We start from the raw sequence: 16,218 nt of genomic DNA on the forward strand, positions 1-16,218 counted from the left end.
GCCTGCACGGAGGGCGTGCTGCACCGCACCGACTATTCGGCGATCAGATTCATCGTTGTCGACAACGGCAGCCAGGAGCCGGAGACGCATGGGCTTCTCGACCGGCTGCGCGCCGATGCACGCGTCCGCATCCTGGCCGCGCCCGGCCCTTCAACTACTCCGCGCTGAACAACCGCGCGGCGGCCGAGGCGCGCGGCGAGATCCTGCTGCTGCTGAACAACGATATCGAGGTGATCGGCGCGGATTGGCTGAAGGAACTGGTCAGTCAGGCGGTGCGGCCGGAGGTCGGGGCGGTCGGGGCGAAGCTGCTCTATGGCGATGGCCGGCTGCAGCATGGAGGCGTGGTGCTCGGGCTGGGCGGCGTGGCCAGCCACCATCTGCTGGGAAGCCCGGCCGGCGATCTGGGGTATTTCGCCTCGCTCGCCCTGGTTCGGGAAGTCTCGGCCGTGACCGGCGCCTGCCTCGCCCTGCGGCGCGCGGTATTCGATGCGGTCGGCGGGCTGGATGCGGTCAACCTTCCGGTCGCCTTCAACGATGTCGACCTCTGCCTGCGCATCCGGGAAGCGGGGTACCGGATCCTATGGACCCCTTTCGCCGAGCTTCTACCATCTCGAGATCCGCCTCTCGCGGGCAGGACCTTTCGCCGGAGAAGGCACGCCGCTTCGCCGCCGAGGTCGCCTATATGCGCCGCCGGTGGAAGACGACATTGCAGCATGATCCCTTCTACAGCCCTTCGTTCAGCCTCGATGCCGGGCATGAATTGGCGCACAAGCCGCGGCGGGCGCCGCCCTGGGCAGCCTGGATGACGGCACCAGCCGTCCCGGAGCAGGATGCGCCCCAGGACTGAACCGGATTTCGGCGGGGAAAGGCGGCGCAGGCTTGCCTGGTGCGCCTCCGGCCGGCGCCGCCGGCCGCGGCTGACAACATCCCCTGGTAGAAGGGCAGGCCGCCGTATATAGGCTCGCCTATGCTGGACGCCACCCTGCCCCGCCCTGGTGCAGCCTACCCGGTCCGCCATGGTGCGGCCCCGCTTTATGTCAGCGACGCGTCGCAGCCGCGGCGGCGTGCCGTGGCGCTGGAGGATGTGGCGACCGGGCTCCGGCGCTGGCGGCTGCCGGCGGCGCTGGCCCGGCTCGACATCCGCAACCGCTACCGCGGCTCCGTCCTCGGCCCCTTCTGGCTGACGCTGTCCACCGCCGTCATGGTGGTGGGCCTGGGCCTGCTCTACTCCTCGCTCTTCAAGATGGAGCTGGCCAGCTACCTGCCCTTCATCGCGGTCTCCCTGATCGTCTGGAACATGATCTCCCAGACCGTCACCGACGCCTGCACCAGCCTGACCAGCGCCGAGGGCATCATCCGCCAGGTGCCGCTGCCCTTCTCGGTCCACATCCTGCGCTGCGTCTTCCGCAACGCGCTGATCGGCGCCCACAGCCTGCCGCTGGTCTTCCTGGTCTTCCTCGCCTGCGGCACCCTGCCCGGGCCCGAGGTCGCGCTGCTGATCCCCGGCCTGGTGCTGGTCGTGGTCAACGCCTTCTTCGTCGCCCTCTTCCTCGGCATGCTCTGCGCCCGCTTCCGCGACATCGGCCCGATCGTCGCCAGCCTGATGCAGCTGGCCTTCTTCATGTCCCCGGTGCTGTGGAAGCCCGAGCTGCTCGGCGACAAGGCAAGATGGCTGCCGCTCAACCCCTTCTACGTACTGATGGAGACCGTCCGCGGCCCGCTGGTCGAGGGCGGCGTCCCCGGCCTCGTCTGGCTTTCGGCCGGGCTCTACACCCTGCTCGTCGCCGGCGTCGCCATGGCCTTCTTCATCCGCTTCCGCGGCCGCATCGCCTTCTGGGTCTGAGGCCCGAACCCATGCCGCACATCCTCGCCGACCACCTGACGATCGAATTCCCGCTCTATCACATGGGAGCGAGGTCGCTGAAGAAGCGCATCCTCGCCAAGTCGCCCCTGCGGCTGCGCGAGGATGCCTCGCACCGCGTCGTGGTCTCGGCGCTGCGCGACCTCAGCTTCCGCATCGGCCGGGGCGAGCGCGTGGCCCTCGTCGGCGGCAACGGCGCGGGCAAGACCACCCTGCTGCGGACCCTGGCGGGCGTCTACGAGCCGGTCGGCGGCCGGCTCGAGGTCGCCGGGCTGGTCGGCTCGCTGATCGACCCCGCCGCCGGCATGGACCAGGAATCGACGGGGCGGGAGAACATCGTCCTGCGCGGCCTGTTCCGCGGCCTCTCGGAGGCCGAGAGCGAGGCCATGGCCGACGAGGTCGGCGCCTTCTCCGGCCTCAACGAGTTCCTCGACGTCCCCGTCCGCACCTACTCGGCCGGCATGCAGGTCCGGCTGTCCTTCGCCATGGCCACCGTCATGGAGCCCGAGGTGCTGCTGATGGACGAGTGGTTCCTCGCCGGCGACGCCGCCTTCATGGCCAAGGCCCGCGAGAAGCTCGCCAAGCTCGTCACCGAGGCCGAGATCCTGGTCCTCGCCACACACGACATGGCCATCGTCCGCGAATGGTGCACACGCGCCATCCGCCTCGACGCCGGACGCGTCGTCGCCGACGGTCCCGTCGAACAGGTCCTCCAAGCAGCCTGAGGAGTCACGCGACCGAGCCCGGCGGGAACGCCCGGCCCGGCGACGCTTTGACGTGCAGCCCCTGGCAGCGGAGACGGTCATCGCCTTTCACGTGAATGGTGAATAAGCCGGCAATCCTTCGCGCAAAGATTTGGGCCGCCTGCATCCCCAGAGACGGACACCCGGCGTGACCTTCCGACCCAGCCTGTTCCGCAGCTTCTTCCTCGGCGGCTTCGAATGCTCGACGCATGTCCGCAAGGATGGCCGGCGGCTCGACCTCATCGCCTCCACCCATCACGACCTGCTGGCGGAGGAGGACTACCGCCAGCTGGCCGAGCACGGCATCCGCGCGGTGCGCGACGGGGTGCGCTGGCACCTGGTGCAGCAGGCCGGCCCCGGCCGCTACGACTGGGCCCCGGTGCTGCCGCTGCTGCGGGCGGCACAGCGCACCGGCACCCAGGTGGTCTGGGATCTGTGCCACTATGGCTGGCCGGACTGGCTCGACTTCTTCTCCTCCGACTTCCCCGCGCGCTTCGCCGAATACGCCGTCGCCTTCGCCGAGCTCTGCAAGGCCGAGACCGGCCAGGCGCCGACGCTCTGCCCGCTGAACGAGATCTCCTTCCTTGCCTGGGCCGGCGGCGAGACCGGCCATTTCAACCCCTGCACCAATGGCCGCGGGCCGGAGGTGAAGCGCCAAGCCGTCGCCGCGACCCTGGCCGGGGTCAAGGCGATGCGCGCCGCGGTGCCGGGCACCCGGGCCTTCGCGGTGGAGCCGCTGATCAACACCGTCGGCCGCCCCGGCGTCGATGCCGATATCGAGCCGGCCGAGCGCCGCAATGCCGGCATGTGGGAGGCCTGGGACATGCTGCTCGGCCGCCAGGCGCCGGAGCTGGGCGGCTCGGAGGACATCCTCGACGCCATCGGGGTGAATTTCTACTGGAACAACCAGTGGTGGCTGCATGAGGGCCACGACGCCGCGCCGCTCTCAGTCTTCGACGAGCGCTGGGTGCCGTTGCGCGACCTGCTGGCCCGCGTGCATTCCCGCTACGGTCGCCCGGTCTTCGTCGCCGAGAGCAGCATCGAGGGTGACCGCCGCGCGCTCTGGCTGCGCTACGTGGCGGACGAGGTGATGGGCGCGATCCGCGCGGGCACGCCGGTCGAGGGCATCTGCCTCTATCCCGTGCTGAGCCATCCCGGCTGGGACAACGACCGCTACTGCCCGAACGGGCTGCTGGAGATGGATCCGAAGCATGGCCGCCGCCCGGTGCATGCGCCGCTGGCGCAGGAGCTGCGGCGGCAGCAGGCGGTCTTCGCCGGGCTGTTCGCCGAGGGCGCCGAAGCGGCGGCCTGAAAGGCCAGGGAGGAAGTATCCTCCCTGGACCCTCCTCTATTTCCCTGAGTCTTGCAGCCGACGCGGAGCGGCACCCGACTCACAAGAAGGAAGGGAGGGGCTTGGGGAGGGAATACTTTTCCCTCCCCCAACCTTGCCTGCGGCTGGACAGCGACCCGCCCAAGAGCAGTAATCCCCCGCGGATGGGGGAAACGCCGATGCGCCTGACGCTGTGCAACGAGGTCCTGCGCGGGATGCTGTTCTCGCAGCAATGCGCGCTGGCCGCCGGCCTCGGCTATGCCGGGCTGGAAGTCGCCCCCTTCACCCTGGATGCCGAGGCGCCGCACCTGCTGGGCACCGCTGGCGGCAGCGCCTGCGCGCCGCGGCGGCGGAGGAAGGCATCGCCATCACCGGCCTGCACTGGCTGCTGGTCGCGCCGCGCGACCTGTCCATCACCAGCGCCGACCCGCCGGTGCGGGTGCGGACGCTGGATGTCATGCAGCGGCTGATCGACCTCTGCGCCGATCTCGGCGGGACCTACCTGGTGCATGGCTCGCCGCAGCAGCGCCGGGTGGAGACGCCGGACGACGCGAAGCGGGCCGAAGAGGCGCTGGCCCGGGCCGGCGACTGGGCGGCCGCGGCGGGCGTCACCTACTGCCTCGAGCCGCTCTCCCCGCGCGAGACCAATTGGGCGGTGACGGTCGGGGAAGCCGTGGCGATCGTCGAGCGGATCGGCAACCCCGCGCTGCGCACCATGCTCGACAGCCGCGCCGCCGGCCAGGGGGAGGCCGAGCCGGTGGCGGCCGTCCTCGACCGCTTCCTGCCAAGCGGGGCGCTGCACCACATCCACCTGAACGATCGCAACCGCCGCGCCCCGGGCCAGGGCGAGGACCGTTTCGCCCTAGTCCTCGCCGCGCTGGCGCGCCACCGCTACGCCGGCTGGTGCGGCGTCGAGCCCTTCGACTATGTCCCGGACGGGCCGGGCAGCGCCGCCTTCGCCGCGGGCTACCTGCGGGCGCTGCTGCGGGAGATGCCGGCATGAGCGCGCCGCGCTTCGCCGTCACGGCGATCGAGCGGCGCGAATGGCCCTTCACCCTGCGCCTGCCCTTCCGCTTCGGCGTCATCACCGTGACCGAGGGGCGGCAGGCGGTGCTGCGGGTCCGCATCCGCGACGAGGCCGGGCGCGAAGGCTGGGGCATTGCGGCCGAGAGCCTGGCGGCCAAGTGGTTCGACAAGGATCCGGCGCTGTCGGACGCCGAGAACGAGGACCAGCTGCGCCGCTCCCTGGAACTGGCGGGCGAGGTCGCGCTGGCCGCCGGGATGAACACCGCCTTCGGCCATTTCGCCGATGGTTATGCGGGCCACGTCGCCGCCTGCGGGCGGGAGGCGCTGAATCCGCTGGTGGCGAGCTATGGCCGCGCCCTGGTGGACCGCGCCGCGCTCGATGCGCTGCTGAAGCTGCACGGCGTCTCCTTCTTCGCCGGCATGCAGGCGAATATCGGCGGCATGGCACCGCATGCGGTGGCGCCCGACCTCGCCGGCTTCGACTTCGCCGCGATGCTGGCCGGGCTTGCCCCTGCACGCCGCATCCATGCGCGGCACACCGTCGGGCTGGTGGACCCGATCACCGCAGCCGACCAGGCGGCACGCGTCGGCGACGGCCTGCCGGAGACGCTGGAGGAGGTGGCCCGGGTCTATGGCCACCGCTACTGGAAGCTGAAGGTCGCCGGCGACGTCGCCGGCGATATCGACCGGCTCTGCCGGATCGCCGCGGTGCTCGACCGCCGGCCCGGCTACCACGCCTCGCTCGACGGCAACGAGCAGTATGCCGATGCGGAAGGCGCCGCCGCGCTCTGGGCGGCGATGCGGGCGGAGCCGCGGCTGGCACGGCTCTGCGACTCGATCCTCTATATCGAGCAGCCGGTGAAGCGGGCCCGCGCGCTCGAGACCGGGATGGCGGCGCTGGCCGCGGCGCGCCCGGTCATCATCGACGAAAGCGACGGCGCGCTGGACGCCTTCGTGCAGGCCAGGGCACTAGGCTATGCCGGCGTGTCCAGCAAGTCCTGCAAGGGCATCTGGCGGTCGCTGGTCAACCTGGCGCGCTGCCGCGCCTGGAATGCGGATGGCGGGCGCTACTTCCTCTCGGGCGAGGACCTGACGACGCTGGCGGGCGTCTGCGTGCAGCAGGACCTGGCACTCGTCGCGCTGCTCGGCCTCGACCATGTCGAGCGCAACGGCCACCACTTCATCGACGGCTTCGCGGGACGCCCGAAGGCCGAGGCGGTGCGCTTCATGGAGGCCCATCCGGATCTCTATGCCGACACGCCGCGCGGGCCGCGGCTGCGGATCGCCGGCGGCGTGCTGGAGATCGGCTCGCTCGCGGTGCCGGGCCTCGGCGCGGCGGTGGAGCCGGATCTCGCGGCGATGGAGGCGATGCCGAAGGCGGGCTGGTCGGCCGGCACGCGCCCCGGCGATGTCAGACGCTGACGGCGGGCGGCGTGGTCTCCCGTTGCAGCATCAGCAGCGCATCGCGCTGTTCATTGGCGAAGCGGTCGCGCAGCGCGTCCTGCGTCCTTTGGCTCGTCGTCTTCGGGAAGTGCTTGAGGTGGCCGTTCTCGACGGCGCCGCGTTCGGCATAGATCCGGACGATCAGCTCCTCGTCATAGGCGGCCGAACCGGCGGGCTCGCGATCGGTGATGGCGGCGATGCAGGTCTGCACGATGGTGCTGGCAGGGCCGTGCTGCACCGCGGTCGACCAGACGACGCAGCGCAGGGCGTGGGAGCGTTGCGCGACATCCAGCGCGCAGGCAGCGCGGATGCGGGCGACCAGCGGATCGTAATGCGTCTGCTTGATATAGGCGTATTCCGCCTTCCGGAACCCGCCGGGGTCGGCGGCGACCAGGCGCCGCCAGGTGGCGGTGAAGATCGCGCTGCCCGGGACCAGGCCGCGCAGCGCCGCGAGCGGCGCATAGTCGCTGTCGCGCACGAAACGGAGCACGTTGCCGCCGCTCGGCTGGCTGGTCAGCTGGTAGCTGCCATAGGATACGCCACCCTTGTCGTCCAGGCCGCTCGAGACGGTTGCCGAGCCCTGCCCGCTGGTCTCGTAGCGCAGGGATATCGCCCCGAGATCCTCCGTCGCCGGCAGCTCCGTGACGAAGCTGGCCGGGGTGAAGCCCGGCACGCCGCCGGCGATCGGCGCGGCCGGCGCCGCGGGTCCGGCAGCCGCTGCCGGCAGCCCGGCGTCACCGGCGGCCGCGGCCGTGTCGTCGGTTCCCGGCCGCGGTCCCGCCGCCCGCAATTTCAGCGCGTCGCTCAACACCTGGAACCAGGATTGCGCGCCGAACGACGTCGCGAAGGCCGTCAGCAGCCATCCCGCGAGCTTGCGCGCCAGATCGGCGCCTTCGAGCTTGCTGAACAGGGTCTGCCAGCCGAAGAGCAGCGGAGCCTGGCTGGAGAAGCCCTGCAGGATGTGCTGGACCTGAGCGACGGCGTCCTTGGCCGCCATCTCCGAGTTGCCGATCGTGTCGGCCACCGCCTGGATCCGCGCGGCCGCGGCATCCGCGGCGGCTGGATCGTGCAGCAATGCGGGCACGAGATGGACGATGTCGAGATCGAGCGACACGGCGACGACAAAGCCGAACAGGAACAGCCGTGTCATGCTGTACCGCGTGTAGGTCCCGGTCAGCCGGTCGTTCACCGCCTGGTACCACGCCCCGATCCGCGCTTCCGGCGTCACGCCCGCCTGCTGCGCCTCCTTCAGCAGGGCGCCGAAGACAGCGCTGGTCGGTGCAGCCGGCGCGGGCGTGCCCGGAACCGCCAGCTTGCCCTGGTCGATCAGCCGCGCGGCGGTGCGGGCGAAATCCGCCGGCTCGATATAGGCGGGCCAGGTCGGCCGGGGGCGCCACTTCGGTGTTCCCGGTGCGCCACAATCCCTTGCCGTCGCTGGCCAGGGACCGGATGACGGGATCGTCGTAGATGACGCGGGCGACATCCGGACCCAGCGCCGCATCCATGCGCTGCCGCAGGGCGCTGCCGCGGGGAATTCAGCAGGCCGGCGACATACTCGACCACATGCGACGCGACGGTGCTGGCGAAGAAGAAGACGCCGAAGACAACGACAGCGGCGTTGACGGTCGCCCAGATCCCTGCGGACATGGCGCATCCTCCCGCAACGACGATAGTCGTTGGACGGGAGCTTCGCCAACCAGGCTTTCAGGGGCGCCTGGATTCGATCCGGTTCTACAGCAGGTCGATGATCAGCCGCGAGGTCTGCTCGCGGATGCGCGGCCCAAGCCCGCGCCGCTCCCATTCCTGCAGCGTCACCGGCTTCGCCCGGGCCCAGTCGCGCCCCAGCAGCGCCTCCAGCCGCGCCGCCGTCTCGGCACCGAGCACGATCGCGTCCACCTCGTTGTTCCAGGCGACGCTGCGGCGGTCGAGGTTGGACGACCCGACCGCCGACCAGACGCCGTCCACCACCGCCAGCTTGGCGTGCAGCACGGCGCCCTGCACCTCGCGGATCTCGATCCCCGCTTCCAGCATGTCGTCATAGGCCGCGTGCTGCGCCGCCAGCGCATCGGCGGAATCGCTGATGCTCGGCAGCAGCAGCCGCACCTGCACGCCGCGCCTCGCCGCCGCGCGCAGCGCCCGGCGCTCCTGCCAGGTCGGCACGAAATAGCCGGTCGAGAGCCATATGCGCTGCCGCGCCGCGGCGATCGCGGTCATCAGCGTGACGTAGAAGCGCGGCTGCTTCTCACCCGGCACGCTGCCGAGGATGCGGACCCGCGCCGGGCCGCGCTGATCGAGACGGGGAACCAGTCGCGCGGCGGCAGCGGCGGGCCGCGCTGCTTCTCCCAGGTCTCGAGGAAGAGCTTCTGCAGCCCCGCCACCGCCGGGCCTTCGATCCGCAGCGCGGCATCGCGCCAGCAGGCCTCGGCCGGATCCTGCTCCGCCGCCGCGGCGACCTCGCAGGGATTCTCGTAGACCCGGTCGAGGTTGATGCCGCCGGTCATGCCGATCCGGCCATCGACCACCATGATCTTGCGGTGGTCGCGGTCGTTCGGCGCCCAGCCGGTGCGCGCCTCGAGCGGATCGAGCGGGTTGAAGGCCAGCGTCCGCGCGCCCGCCGCGCGCAGCCGCTCGAAGGCGGCGGCGGGGGTGGGGGCGGAGCCGAAGGCGTCATGGATCAGGGTTACCGCGACGCCGTCCCGCAGCTTCGCCTCCAGCAGGTCGAACAGGCCTCTGCCCGGCGGTGCCGGGGATGCCGACATCCTCGAGGATGAAGTATTCCAGGTGGATGTGGTCGCGCGCCGCGCGCAAGTCGCGGAACAGGGAGGCGAAGGCGGCGCCGCCGCCATCCAGCACGTCCACCTTGTTGCCGGGATAGAGCGGCGATCCGTCCAGCGCCTCGGTCAGCAGGGCGAGGCGTTCCATCGGGTCGGCGGGACCGTCCGGCAGCACGGGGATGTTGGCGCAGGCGGCCAGCGCCGGCAGCCCCGCCGCCAAGGCCATGACGTTTCGCCGTGTCGTTCCGGTTCGATCCATGGCGGCGGCAACGCCGCGCCGGTGCCGCCGGTGCCGTCCGTTGCGGGTCAGGAACGCGCGAGCGCGTTCAGCCCGGCGGGGCAGCGAGCTCCTCGGGCGTCGCCGCCAGGCGGCCGTCGCGCAGCACCGCTGAGACGCCCGGCGCGGCCGTGACCACGCAGAAGGGGGATCGCCAGCAGCAGCCCGCCGGCGAAGGGCAGCGCCCACCAGGCCGCGCCCGCCATCGCCAGCAGCGCGAAGGCCGTGGCGCCGAACAGCGTATGCGGCCAGAGCAGCCGCGCCGCATCCGCCCAGCCGACGCCGCGATCCGCCCGGTTCTGCGCCGCCCAGCCCGCCCCCGCCCGCCGAAGGGCAGCGCCAGCAGGAAGAGCGCCTTGTTGCAGGTGCTGATGGGGTCGAGCAGCGTGGTGAAGCCCAGCTCCGCCGCCGCGCCGCGCAGGAAGGCCGCGCGCCCGCCATAGCGCGCGGCCAGCCGGGGCTTCAGCAGCACCTCGGCATAGCCGACCAGCTTCGGCGCGTGCAGCATCGCCCAGTTGCCGAGCAGCAGCGCCAGCAGCCAGCCATCCGGCGTCGCCGCGCCGCCGCCGGTCGCGGCGTTCAGCGCCGCGAAGGCCAGCACGCCGCACCAGAGCGGCGCGCCGAGGAACAGCAGGATCGCCTGCACCAGCTGCCAGCGGCCCATCCAGGTCTGCCCCGGCAGGAACAGCAGGGCGCGGTACTGCATGTTGCCCGCGGCCCAGCGCAGGTCGCGCGCCATGAATTCCGGCAGGGCGGGCGGGTTGCCCTCCATGCTGCCCCTCCTCGATCGGCAGACAGCAGACCTTCCAGCCGGCGGCATGCGGCCGCACCGCCTCCACCTGGTCGTGCGACAGGATCGGGCTGCCGTCGGGCAGCGCCTCCAGCCGGCAATGGCGGCGGAAGGGCGCGATGCGGATGACCGCGTTATGGCCCCAGTACGGCCCTTCCGGCCCCTGCCACCAGGCCTGGCCGGTCGCCCAGGCGCGCATCCCCGCCCGCATGCCGAACTGGAACAGCCGCGGGAAGGCGGCGGTGGCCGGTCGGCCGACGATCAGCTGCTGCAGGATCGCCAGGCGCGGATCGGCCTCCATGCAGGCCACCAGGCGCAGCACGGCGGGCGCCGTCATCTCACTGTCGGCGTCGAGGCAGAGCATCAGCTCGGCATCGCCGGCATGGTGGTCGAGGAAGTCCATCACGTTGCCGGCCTTGAAGCCGGTGTTCTCCGCCCGCCTGCGGTAGCGCACCGCGATGCCGCCGCCGTCGAAGCCGGCGATCGCCGCCGCCTCGGCCGCGGCCAGCGCCGGGTCCTGGGTGTCGGACAGGAACCACAGGATGAAGCGGCCGCCCGCCCTCGCCTTCCGCAGCCCCGCCAGCAGGCGGGACAGCGGCGGCAGCACCGCCGCCATGTCCTCGTTGCGGATGCAGACGGCGATGGCGGTGCGCCGCGAAGGCGCGCCCGGCCGGGCGCGGCGCAGCGCCGGCAGGACGGCCGCCGGCGGGTCCGGCGCGCCGAGCAGGATCGCGCCGCCGACCAGCGCATTGGCGGCACACAGCGCGGTCCAGGGCGCGGTGCCGGCGAGGCAGGCCAGCAGCAGGATCTCCCAGACAGTCCCAGCCGCCGGGCGCCAGCACCCGCACCGCCAGCCAGAGCAGCAGGGCGGTGAGCGAGAGGCCGAGCAGGGCGAAGGTCAGGCGGCGCGGCGCGAGGGGAATGTCGGTCACCGCGCCCGATTAGCGCGGGGGCATGGCGAAAATACGCAGGCGAAGGTCGGGGAGGGAAACAGGTGTTCCCGCCCCGAACCCCACCCTTCCCTTCTGTGGGTCGGCATCCGGCGCGAGGCGAATGCCTGTCACCCCCGCCGCACTCCCCAGGCCAGCGGCGCCGGCGCGCGGACGAAGCCGGTCAGCTCGCGCCTGTAGGCCGCGGGCTGGCGGTAATGGCCTAGCGGCCAGTAGGGCGTGTCCTCGAAGGCCTGCTCCTGCGTCTCCCGGCAGATCGCCTGCTGCGCCGCCAGGTCCGGCGCGGCGAACCAGGCCGCGCGCAGCGCCTCCAGCTTGTCGCTCCTCGGCCAGCCGAACCAGGTGCCCTGCAGGCCGGAGGAACGCATGACGTGGTTGCTCGCCGGGTTCAGCGTGTCCGCCCCGGTGATGTTGCTGATGAAGAGGCTCCAGCCGCCCTTCTCCACCGGCTCGCGGCTCGCCCGCCGCTGCACCACGGTGCCCCAATCGGTCGCCACCAGCTCGGCATTCACCCCGAGCTTCTTCAGCATGTCGTAGATGACGTTGCCCGCGGCGACCTGGCTCGGGTTGTCGGTCGCCATCATCTGCACCACGCGTTCGCCCTTGTAGCCGCTGGCGGCGATCGCCCGGCGCGCCGCGTCCAGGTCGCGCGGCGCGGTGATGCGGGCCATGCCCGCGTCGCTCGCCAGCGGCGTGCCGGGGGTGAAGAAGCCCATGCGGTCGGTCCAGAGGTCGCTGTCGGTGCCGTTGACCGCCGTCATCACGTCGGTCTGGCTGATCGCCGGCCAGAGCGCGCGGCGGAAGGCCGGGTTGTCGAAGGGCGGGTGCAGGTGGTTGGGCCGCAGGACGGTGACATAGCCGGAAATTGTCCAGCTCCTGCACCGCCACGGCGCGGTTGCGCCGCAGCGGCGGCAGCAGGTCGTTCGGCGGGTTCTCCCACCAGTCCACCTCGCCCGATTGCAGCGCCGCGGCGGCGGTGCCGGGGTCTGGCATGATGGTCCATTCGAAGCGCTGGAAATGCACCGGCTTGCCGCCGCCGAGCATGTCGGGCGGCTCGGGGCGGGGCTGGTAGCCCTCGAACCGCTCGTAGACGGCGCGCGAGCCGGGCAGCCATTCGTCGCGCCGGAAGCGGAAGGGGCCGGACCCCGTGGCGTCGGTGATGGCGGTGAAGGCATCCGTCGTGGCGATTCGCTCCGGCATGACGAAGACCGGCGCCAGCTTGGCGATGGCATCCAGCAGCAGCGGGAAGGGCCGGTGCAGCCGGATCTCCAGCCTCGTGTCGTCCAGCGCCGCCACCGCGGCGACGGAGTCGAACAGGGTCTGGCCGAAGCTGTCGCGCTTCGCCCAGCGGACCATGCTGGCCGCGGCGTCGCGGGCGCGGACCGGCTCGCCATCATGGAAGCGCAACCCGGGGCGGAGCGTGATCACCCAGCGCCTGCCGTCATCCTCCACCACATGGCCGGCCGCCATCTGCGGCTTCGGCACCAGGTCGGCGCCGATCGAATAGAGCGTGTCGTAGACCGCATAGGCGTGGAAGCGGGTGATCCAGGCGGTGGTCCAGACCGGGTCCAGGCTGGTCAGGTTGGCATGCGGGACGAAGCGCAGCGTCGCCGCGCGGCTGGACTGGCCGAGCGCCGGGGTGGCCAGCAGCGCGGCGGAGGCGGCGAGGAAGGGTCGGCGGCTGAGCATCGAGGCGGTCACTCCGGGCGGCGGCGCCGGCATCCTGGACCGGGGCTGGCCTGACCATACCAGGCCGACTCCGGTCCGGCCTTGCTGGCGCCGGTGATCCAAGCCCCGAGTGTTCCCCTCAGGACGATCGCAGGCTAGCGCAAAGTCGGGCTGCGGGCGGCGCCGCCGCGTGCCAGGATGCGGCAAAACCCGGGAGGACACCCAATGCACCGCCGCACCCTGCTGGCCGCCGGCCTTGCCATGCCCGCGCTCGGCGCCCGCGCGCAAGCCGCCTGGCCGAACGACCGGCCGGTCGAGGTCATCGTCCCCTACCCGCCCGGCGGCGGAGTCGACATCCTGGCCCGGCTCGTGATGCCCGTGGTGGCCGAGCGCATCCCGGGCATGCGGACAGTCGTCACCAACCGCGCCGGCGCCGCCGGGCAGATCGGGCTCGAGGTCATCTTCAACGCCGCGCCGGACGGCTACACGCTGGGCGCCACCACCATGCCGGCGCATAGCGGCATCCCGCTCGAGCGACCGGCCCGCTACCGGCCGCTCGACTTCACCTTCCTCGCCAACATCGTCGAGGACCCGAACTGCATCTATGTCCGCACCGAGAGCCCGCTGCGGACGCTGGCCGACCTGATCGCCCAGGCCAAGGCCAAGCCCGGCAGCCTCGACTACGGCACGACGGGCATCGGCAGCGACGACCACATCCTGATGCTGGGATCCGAGGCCGCGGCGAAACTGCCGCCGCTGACCCATGTGCCCTTCGCCGGCTCGGCGCCGCTGATCCCGCAGCTGCTGGGCGGGCATATCGACACGGGGGTGGGCAATACGACCGAGCTGGTGACCCTGTCGCGCGAGGGCAAGCTGCGCGGCCTGGCGATCGCCGCCGACCGGCGGGCGGCCGACCTGCCGGACCTGCCGACCTTCCGCGAGCAGGGCTTCGACGTGGTGGCCTCCGCGCAGCGCGGCATCATCGCCCCGCCCGGCCTGCCGCCGGCCATCACCGCGCGGCTGGAAGCCGCCTTCCGCGAGGCCCTGGCCGATCCGGCCTTCAAGGCGGAGATGGCGCGGCAGTTCATGCCGATGCGGCCGCTGGTCGGCGCCGCGTACAAGGCCGAGGCGGCGCGGGTGGACGCCCAGCTGCAGGCGCTGTGGAAGGTCAGGCCCTGGCGGGGCTGAGCCCCGCGGCTTGCCGCACCTGCCGCCGCATGGCCTGATGCGGCCAAACCGAAGGGGAGCACGGCCATGCCGGAAGCGGACTACGTCATCATCGGCGGCGGCTCGGCCGGCTGCGTGCTGGCGGCACGGCTGTCGGAGGACCCGTCGGTCAACGTCGCGGTACTCGAGGCCGGGCCCTGGGACACCAATCCCTGGATCCACATCCCGATGGGCTTCGCCCGCCTGTATGTGACCCGGAAATTCGACTGGAACTACCAGACCGAGGGCGAGCCGGAGCTGCACGGCCGCAGCGTCTACTGGCCGCGCGGCCGCGTCGTCGGCGGCTCGGGCTCGGTCAACGGCCTCGTCTTCCTGCGCGGCAGCCCGCGCGACTACGACCGCTGGGCGCAGTCCGGCGCGCGCGGCTGGTCCTATGACGACTGCCTGCCGGCCTTCCGCAAGCTCGAGACCTTCCATGGCGAGGGAAGCGAGTACCGCGGCAAGGAGGGCCGATGCAGATCGCCGAGGTGCCGGAGCCGACCATCGGCTGCCAGGCCTTCGTCGCGGCCTGCGAGAGCCTCGGCTTCGCCCGCAACCGCGATAACAACGGCGAGTGGTTCGAGGGCGTCGCGCCGAACCAGCTCAACGTCCACAAGGGGCGGCGCTGGAGCCCGGCGGTCGGCTACCTGCGGCCGGCGATGAAGCGGCCGAACCTGCGGGTGGAGACCGAGCGGCTCGCGCTGCGACTGACCTTCGCCGGCACGCGCTGCACCGGCGTGGTGGTGCGCAAGGCCGACGGCACCGAGGAGACGTGGACCGCGCGGCGCGAGGTGCTGCTCTCGGCCGGGGCGATCGAGAGCCCGAAGCTGCTGATGCTGTCCGGCATCGGCGACGGCTCGGCCCTGCAGGCCATGGGGATCGAGAGCCGCGTCCACGCGCCGGAGGTGGGGCGCAACCTGCAGGACCACTTCATGGTCCGCTTCGCCTTCCGGACGAAGCCGGCGGACACGCTGAACGAGAGTATGGCGAGATCCGCTGAAGACCGCGAAGATGGGGCTCGACTGGGCGCTGCGCCGGCGCGGCCACATGACGATCGGCGCCTCGGAGGCCAGCCTGTTTGCCCGCGTGCTGCCGGGATCCGAGGAAGCCGAGGTGCAGTTCCAGTTCGTCGAATTTCAGCCTGGACACGCAGAACCAGGGGATCTCGGCGAGCAAGCTGGCGAAGCACCCCGGCTTCACCTTCAACTTCTGCCAGTGCCGGCCGGACAGCCGCGGCGAGCTTTCGCTGCGCAGCCCGGACGTCGCCGACAAGCCGCGCATCCAGGCCAACTACCTGACCGCAGCCACCGACGTGCGGGTGATGCTGGAAGCGGCGAAGCTCGCGCGGAAGATCGCGGTGACGAAGCCGTTCAGCGATCTGGTGGTCGAGGAATTGTCGCCCGGCCCGGCGACGCGGACCGACGACGACTTCCTCGAGTACCTGCGCACCTCGGGCACCACCGTCTACCACCCCTGCGGCACCAGCCGCATGGGCGCCGACGACCGCGCGGTGGTGGATACCGAGCTGCGGGTGCGCGGCGTCGAGGGGCTGCGGGTGGTCGATGCCTCGGTCTTCCCGCTGGTGCCGTCCTCCAACATCCACCCGGCGGTGCTGATGACGGCGGAACGCGCGGCGGAGATGATCAAGGCCAGCGCGAAAGCGGGGGCGCGCGTCGCCGCCTGAGCCGGCCGGCGGCGGGAGCGGCCGCCACGCTCGTTCCGTTGCAGGCCGGAGCAAGCTCCGCCGCCGCGCATTATCCCTGCCGGATCGGCCGGCATGGCAGGGCGGCCCGGGCATGGCCGGCCTGCCTGGCGGAGAGGAGGCGGACATGGCCAGCATCGACCGGGGCGGATTGCTCGCATCGATCATCGCCGGCGACATCCTGCGGCTGCGCCGGCAGCTCGCCGCCGCGGGCGGGCCGGCGGAGGATGGCGACCTCGACCGGCCGACCCACCTGACCCCGATGATGGCCGCCGCCGCCTGCGGCAACGAGGCCGCGGTGGAGCTGCTGCTGCAATGCGGCGCCGACCCGGCGCGGCGCGACGCGGCGGGGCGGACCGCCGCCGCCTATGCGCGCTGCGGCGGGCATCCGCACCTGGCGGCGCGGCTGGACACCGTGGTCGACCAGGAGCGGCGGCTCTAGGCGCCG

The 16,218-nt window shown here is 72.0% G+C and carries 15 protein-coding genes and 3 pseudogenes; 12 read left to right on the plus strand and 6 right to left on the minus strand.

Translation table 11 applies throughout. The features are described from left to right. Positions 1 to 15 precede the first annotated feature (15 nt). From ACQ86J_RS12950 to ACQ86J_RS12980, 7 genes and pseudogenes are all read left to right on the plus strand, one after another. Complete coding sequence (locus tag ACQ86J_RS12950; protein ID WP_431272390.1) at positions 16 to 168, plus strand: hypothetical protein; 153 nt, start codon at positions 16 to 18, stop codon at positions 166 to 168. A 65-nt stretch (positions 169 to 233) separates the two neighbouring features. Continuing rightward, a pseudogene (locus tag ACQ86J_RS12955) lies at positions 234 to 806 on the plus strand (glycosyltransferase); the annotation flags it as partial. A 161-nt stretch (positions 807 to 967) separates the two neighbouring features. Continuing rightward, positions 968 to 1,843: an ABC transporter permease gene (locus ACQ86J_RS12960; protein ID WP_431271417.1), complete on the plus strand. Its 876-nt coding sequence runs from the start codon at positions 968 to 970 to the stop codon at positions 1,841 to 1,843. A gap of 11 nt (positions 1,844 to 1,854) precedes the next feature. After that, on the plus strand, positions 1,855 to 2,586 hold the full coding sequence (locus ACQ86J_RS12965; protein WP_431271418.1) for an ABC transporter ATP-binding protein: 732 nt from the start codon (positions 1,855 to 1,857) through the stop codon (positions 2,584 to 2,586). Positions 2,587 to 2,752: 166 nt separating this feature from the next. After that, positions 2,753 to 3,916: a hypothetical protein gene (locus ACQ86J_RS12970; protein WP_431271419.1), complete on the plus strand. Its 1,164-nt coding sequence runs from the start codon at positions 2,753 to 2,755 to the stop codon at positions 3,914 to 3,916. A gap of 250 nt (positions 3,917 to 4,166) precedes the next feature. Further along, positions 4,167 to 4,937, plus strand: a complete 771-nt coding sequence (locus ACQ86J_RS12975) for a sugar phosphate isomerase/epimerase family protein (RefSeq protein ID WP_431271420.1) — start codon at positions 4,167 to 4,169, stop codon at positions 4,935 to 4,937. Further along, positions 4,934 to 6,382, plus strand: coding sequence for a mandelate racemase (locus ACQ86J_RS12980; RefSeq protein WP_431271421.1), 1,449 nt, complete (start codon positions 4,934 to 4,936; stop codon positions 6,380 to 6,382). Before ACQ86J_RS12975 ends, ACQ86J_RS12980 begins: the two co-directional genes overlap by 4 nt. Here the strand turns inward: ACQ86J_RS12980 and ACQ86J_RS12985 are convergent. The 6 genes and pseudogenes from ACQ86J_RS12985 to ACQ86J_RS13010 form a co-directional block, all read right to left on the minus strand. Then, the gene (locus ACQ86J_RS12985) at positions 6,372 to 7,904 is read right to left on the minus strand and encodes a hypothetical protein (RefSeq protein ID WP_431271422.1); all 1,533 of its coding nucleotides are present in this window, start codon (positions 7,902 to 7,904) and stop codon (positions 6,372 to 6,374) included. The two genes, ACQ86J_RS12980 and ACQ86J_RS12985, sit on opposite strands and share 11 nt — an antisense overlap. Before the next feature lie 230 nt (positions 7,905 to 8,134). Next, the gene (locus ACQ86J_RS12990) at positions 8,135 to 8,656 is read right to left on the minus strand and encodes a phospholipase D-like domain-containing protein (RefSeq protein WP_431271423.1); all 522 of its coding nucleotides are present in this window, start codon (positions 8,654 to 8,656) and stop codon (positions 8,135 to 8,137) included. Further along, on the minus strand, positions 8,617 to 9,162 hold the full coding sequence (locus ACQ86J_RS12995) for a phospholipase D-like domain-containing protein (protein ID WP_431271424.1): 546 nt from the start codon (positions 9,160 to 9,162) through the stop codon (positions 8,617 to 8,619). Before ACQ86J_RS12995 ends, ACQ86J_RS12990 begins: the two co-directional genes overlap by 40 nt. Beyond that, on the minus strand, positions 9,071 to 9,403 hold the full coding sequence (locus tag ACQ86J_RS13000) for a hypothetical protein (protein ID WP_431271425.1): 333 nt from the start codon (positions 9,401 to 9,403) through the stop codon (positions 9,071 to 9,073). Before ACQ86J_RS13000 ends, ACQ86J_RS12995 begins: the two co-directional genes overlap by 92 nt. An 80-nt stretch (positions 9,404 to 9,483) precedes the next feature. Further along, entirely contained in the window at positions 9,484 to 10,860 is a 1,377-nt protein-coding gene (locus ACQ86J_RS13005) for a glycosyltransferase (RefSeq protein WP_431271426.1), read from the minus strand. Positions 10,861 to 11,304: 444 nt separating this feature from the next. After that, a pseudogene (locus tag ACQ86J_RS13010) lies at positions 11,305 to 12,883 on the minus strand (ABC transporter substrate-binding protein). A 204-nt stretch (positions 12,884 to 13,087) separates the two neighbouring features. On the opposite strand from ACQ86J_RS13010, the gene ACQ86J_RS13015 reads away from it, so the two are divergent. The 5 genes and pseudogenes from ACQ86J_RS13015 (at position 13,088) to ACQ86J_RS13035 (ending at position 16,212) form a co-directional block, all read left to right on the plus strand. Continuing rightward, positions 13,088 to 14,050 carry a Bug family tripartite tricarboxylate transporter substrate binding protein gene (locus tag ACQ86J_RS13015; protein WP_431271427.1) on the plus strand — a complete coding sequence of 321 codons (963 nt, stop codon included), beginning with the start codon at positions 13,088 to 13,090 and terminating at the stop codon, positions 14,048 to 14,050. Between the two features lie 66 nt (positions 14,051 to 14,116). Next, a pseudogene (locus ACQ86J_RS13020) lies at positions 14,117 to 14,455 on the plus strand (GMC family oxidoreductase N-terminal domain-containing protein); the annotation flags it as partial. 86 nt (positions 14,456 to 14,541) lie between these two features. Then, positions 14,542 to 15,366 (plus strand): GMC family oxidoreductase, encoded by an 825-nt coding sequence (locus ACQ86J_RS13025; RefSeq protein WP_431271428.1) that lies wholly within the window; start codon positions 14,542 to 14,544, stop codon positions 15,364 to 15,366. Then, positions 15,348 to 15,752 (plus strand): GMC oxidoreductase, encoded by a 405-nt coding sequence (locus ACQ86J_RS13030; protein WP_431272391.1) that lies wholly within the window; start codon positions 15,348 to 15,350, stop codon positions 15,750 to 15,752. The genes ACQ86J_RS13025 and ACQ86J_RS13030 overlap by 19 nt, the downstream gene beginning before the upstream one ends. A gap of 283 nt (positions 15,753 to 16,035) precedes the next feature. Continuing rightward, on the plus strand, positions 16,036 to 16,212 hold the full coding sequence (locus ACQ86J_RS13035; protein WP_431272392.1) for a hypothetical protein: 177 nt from the start codon (positions 16,036 to 16,038) through the stop codon (positions 16,210 to 16,212). Positions 16,213 to 16,218 lie beyond the last annotated feature (6 nt).

This window comes from Dankookia sp. P2 (assembly GCF_050632255.1).
Taxonomy (GTDB): domain Bacteria; phylum Pseudomonadota; class Alphaproteobacteria; order Acetobacterales; family Acetobacteraceae; genus Paracraurococcus.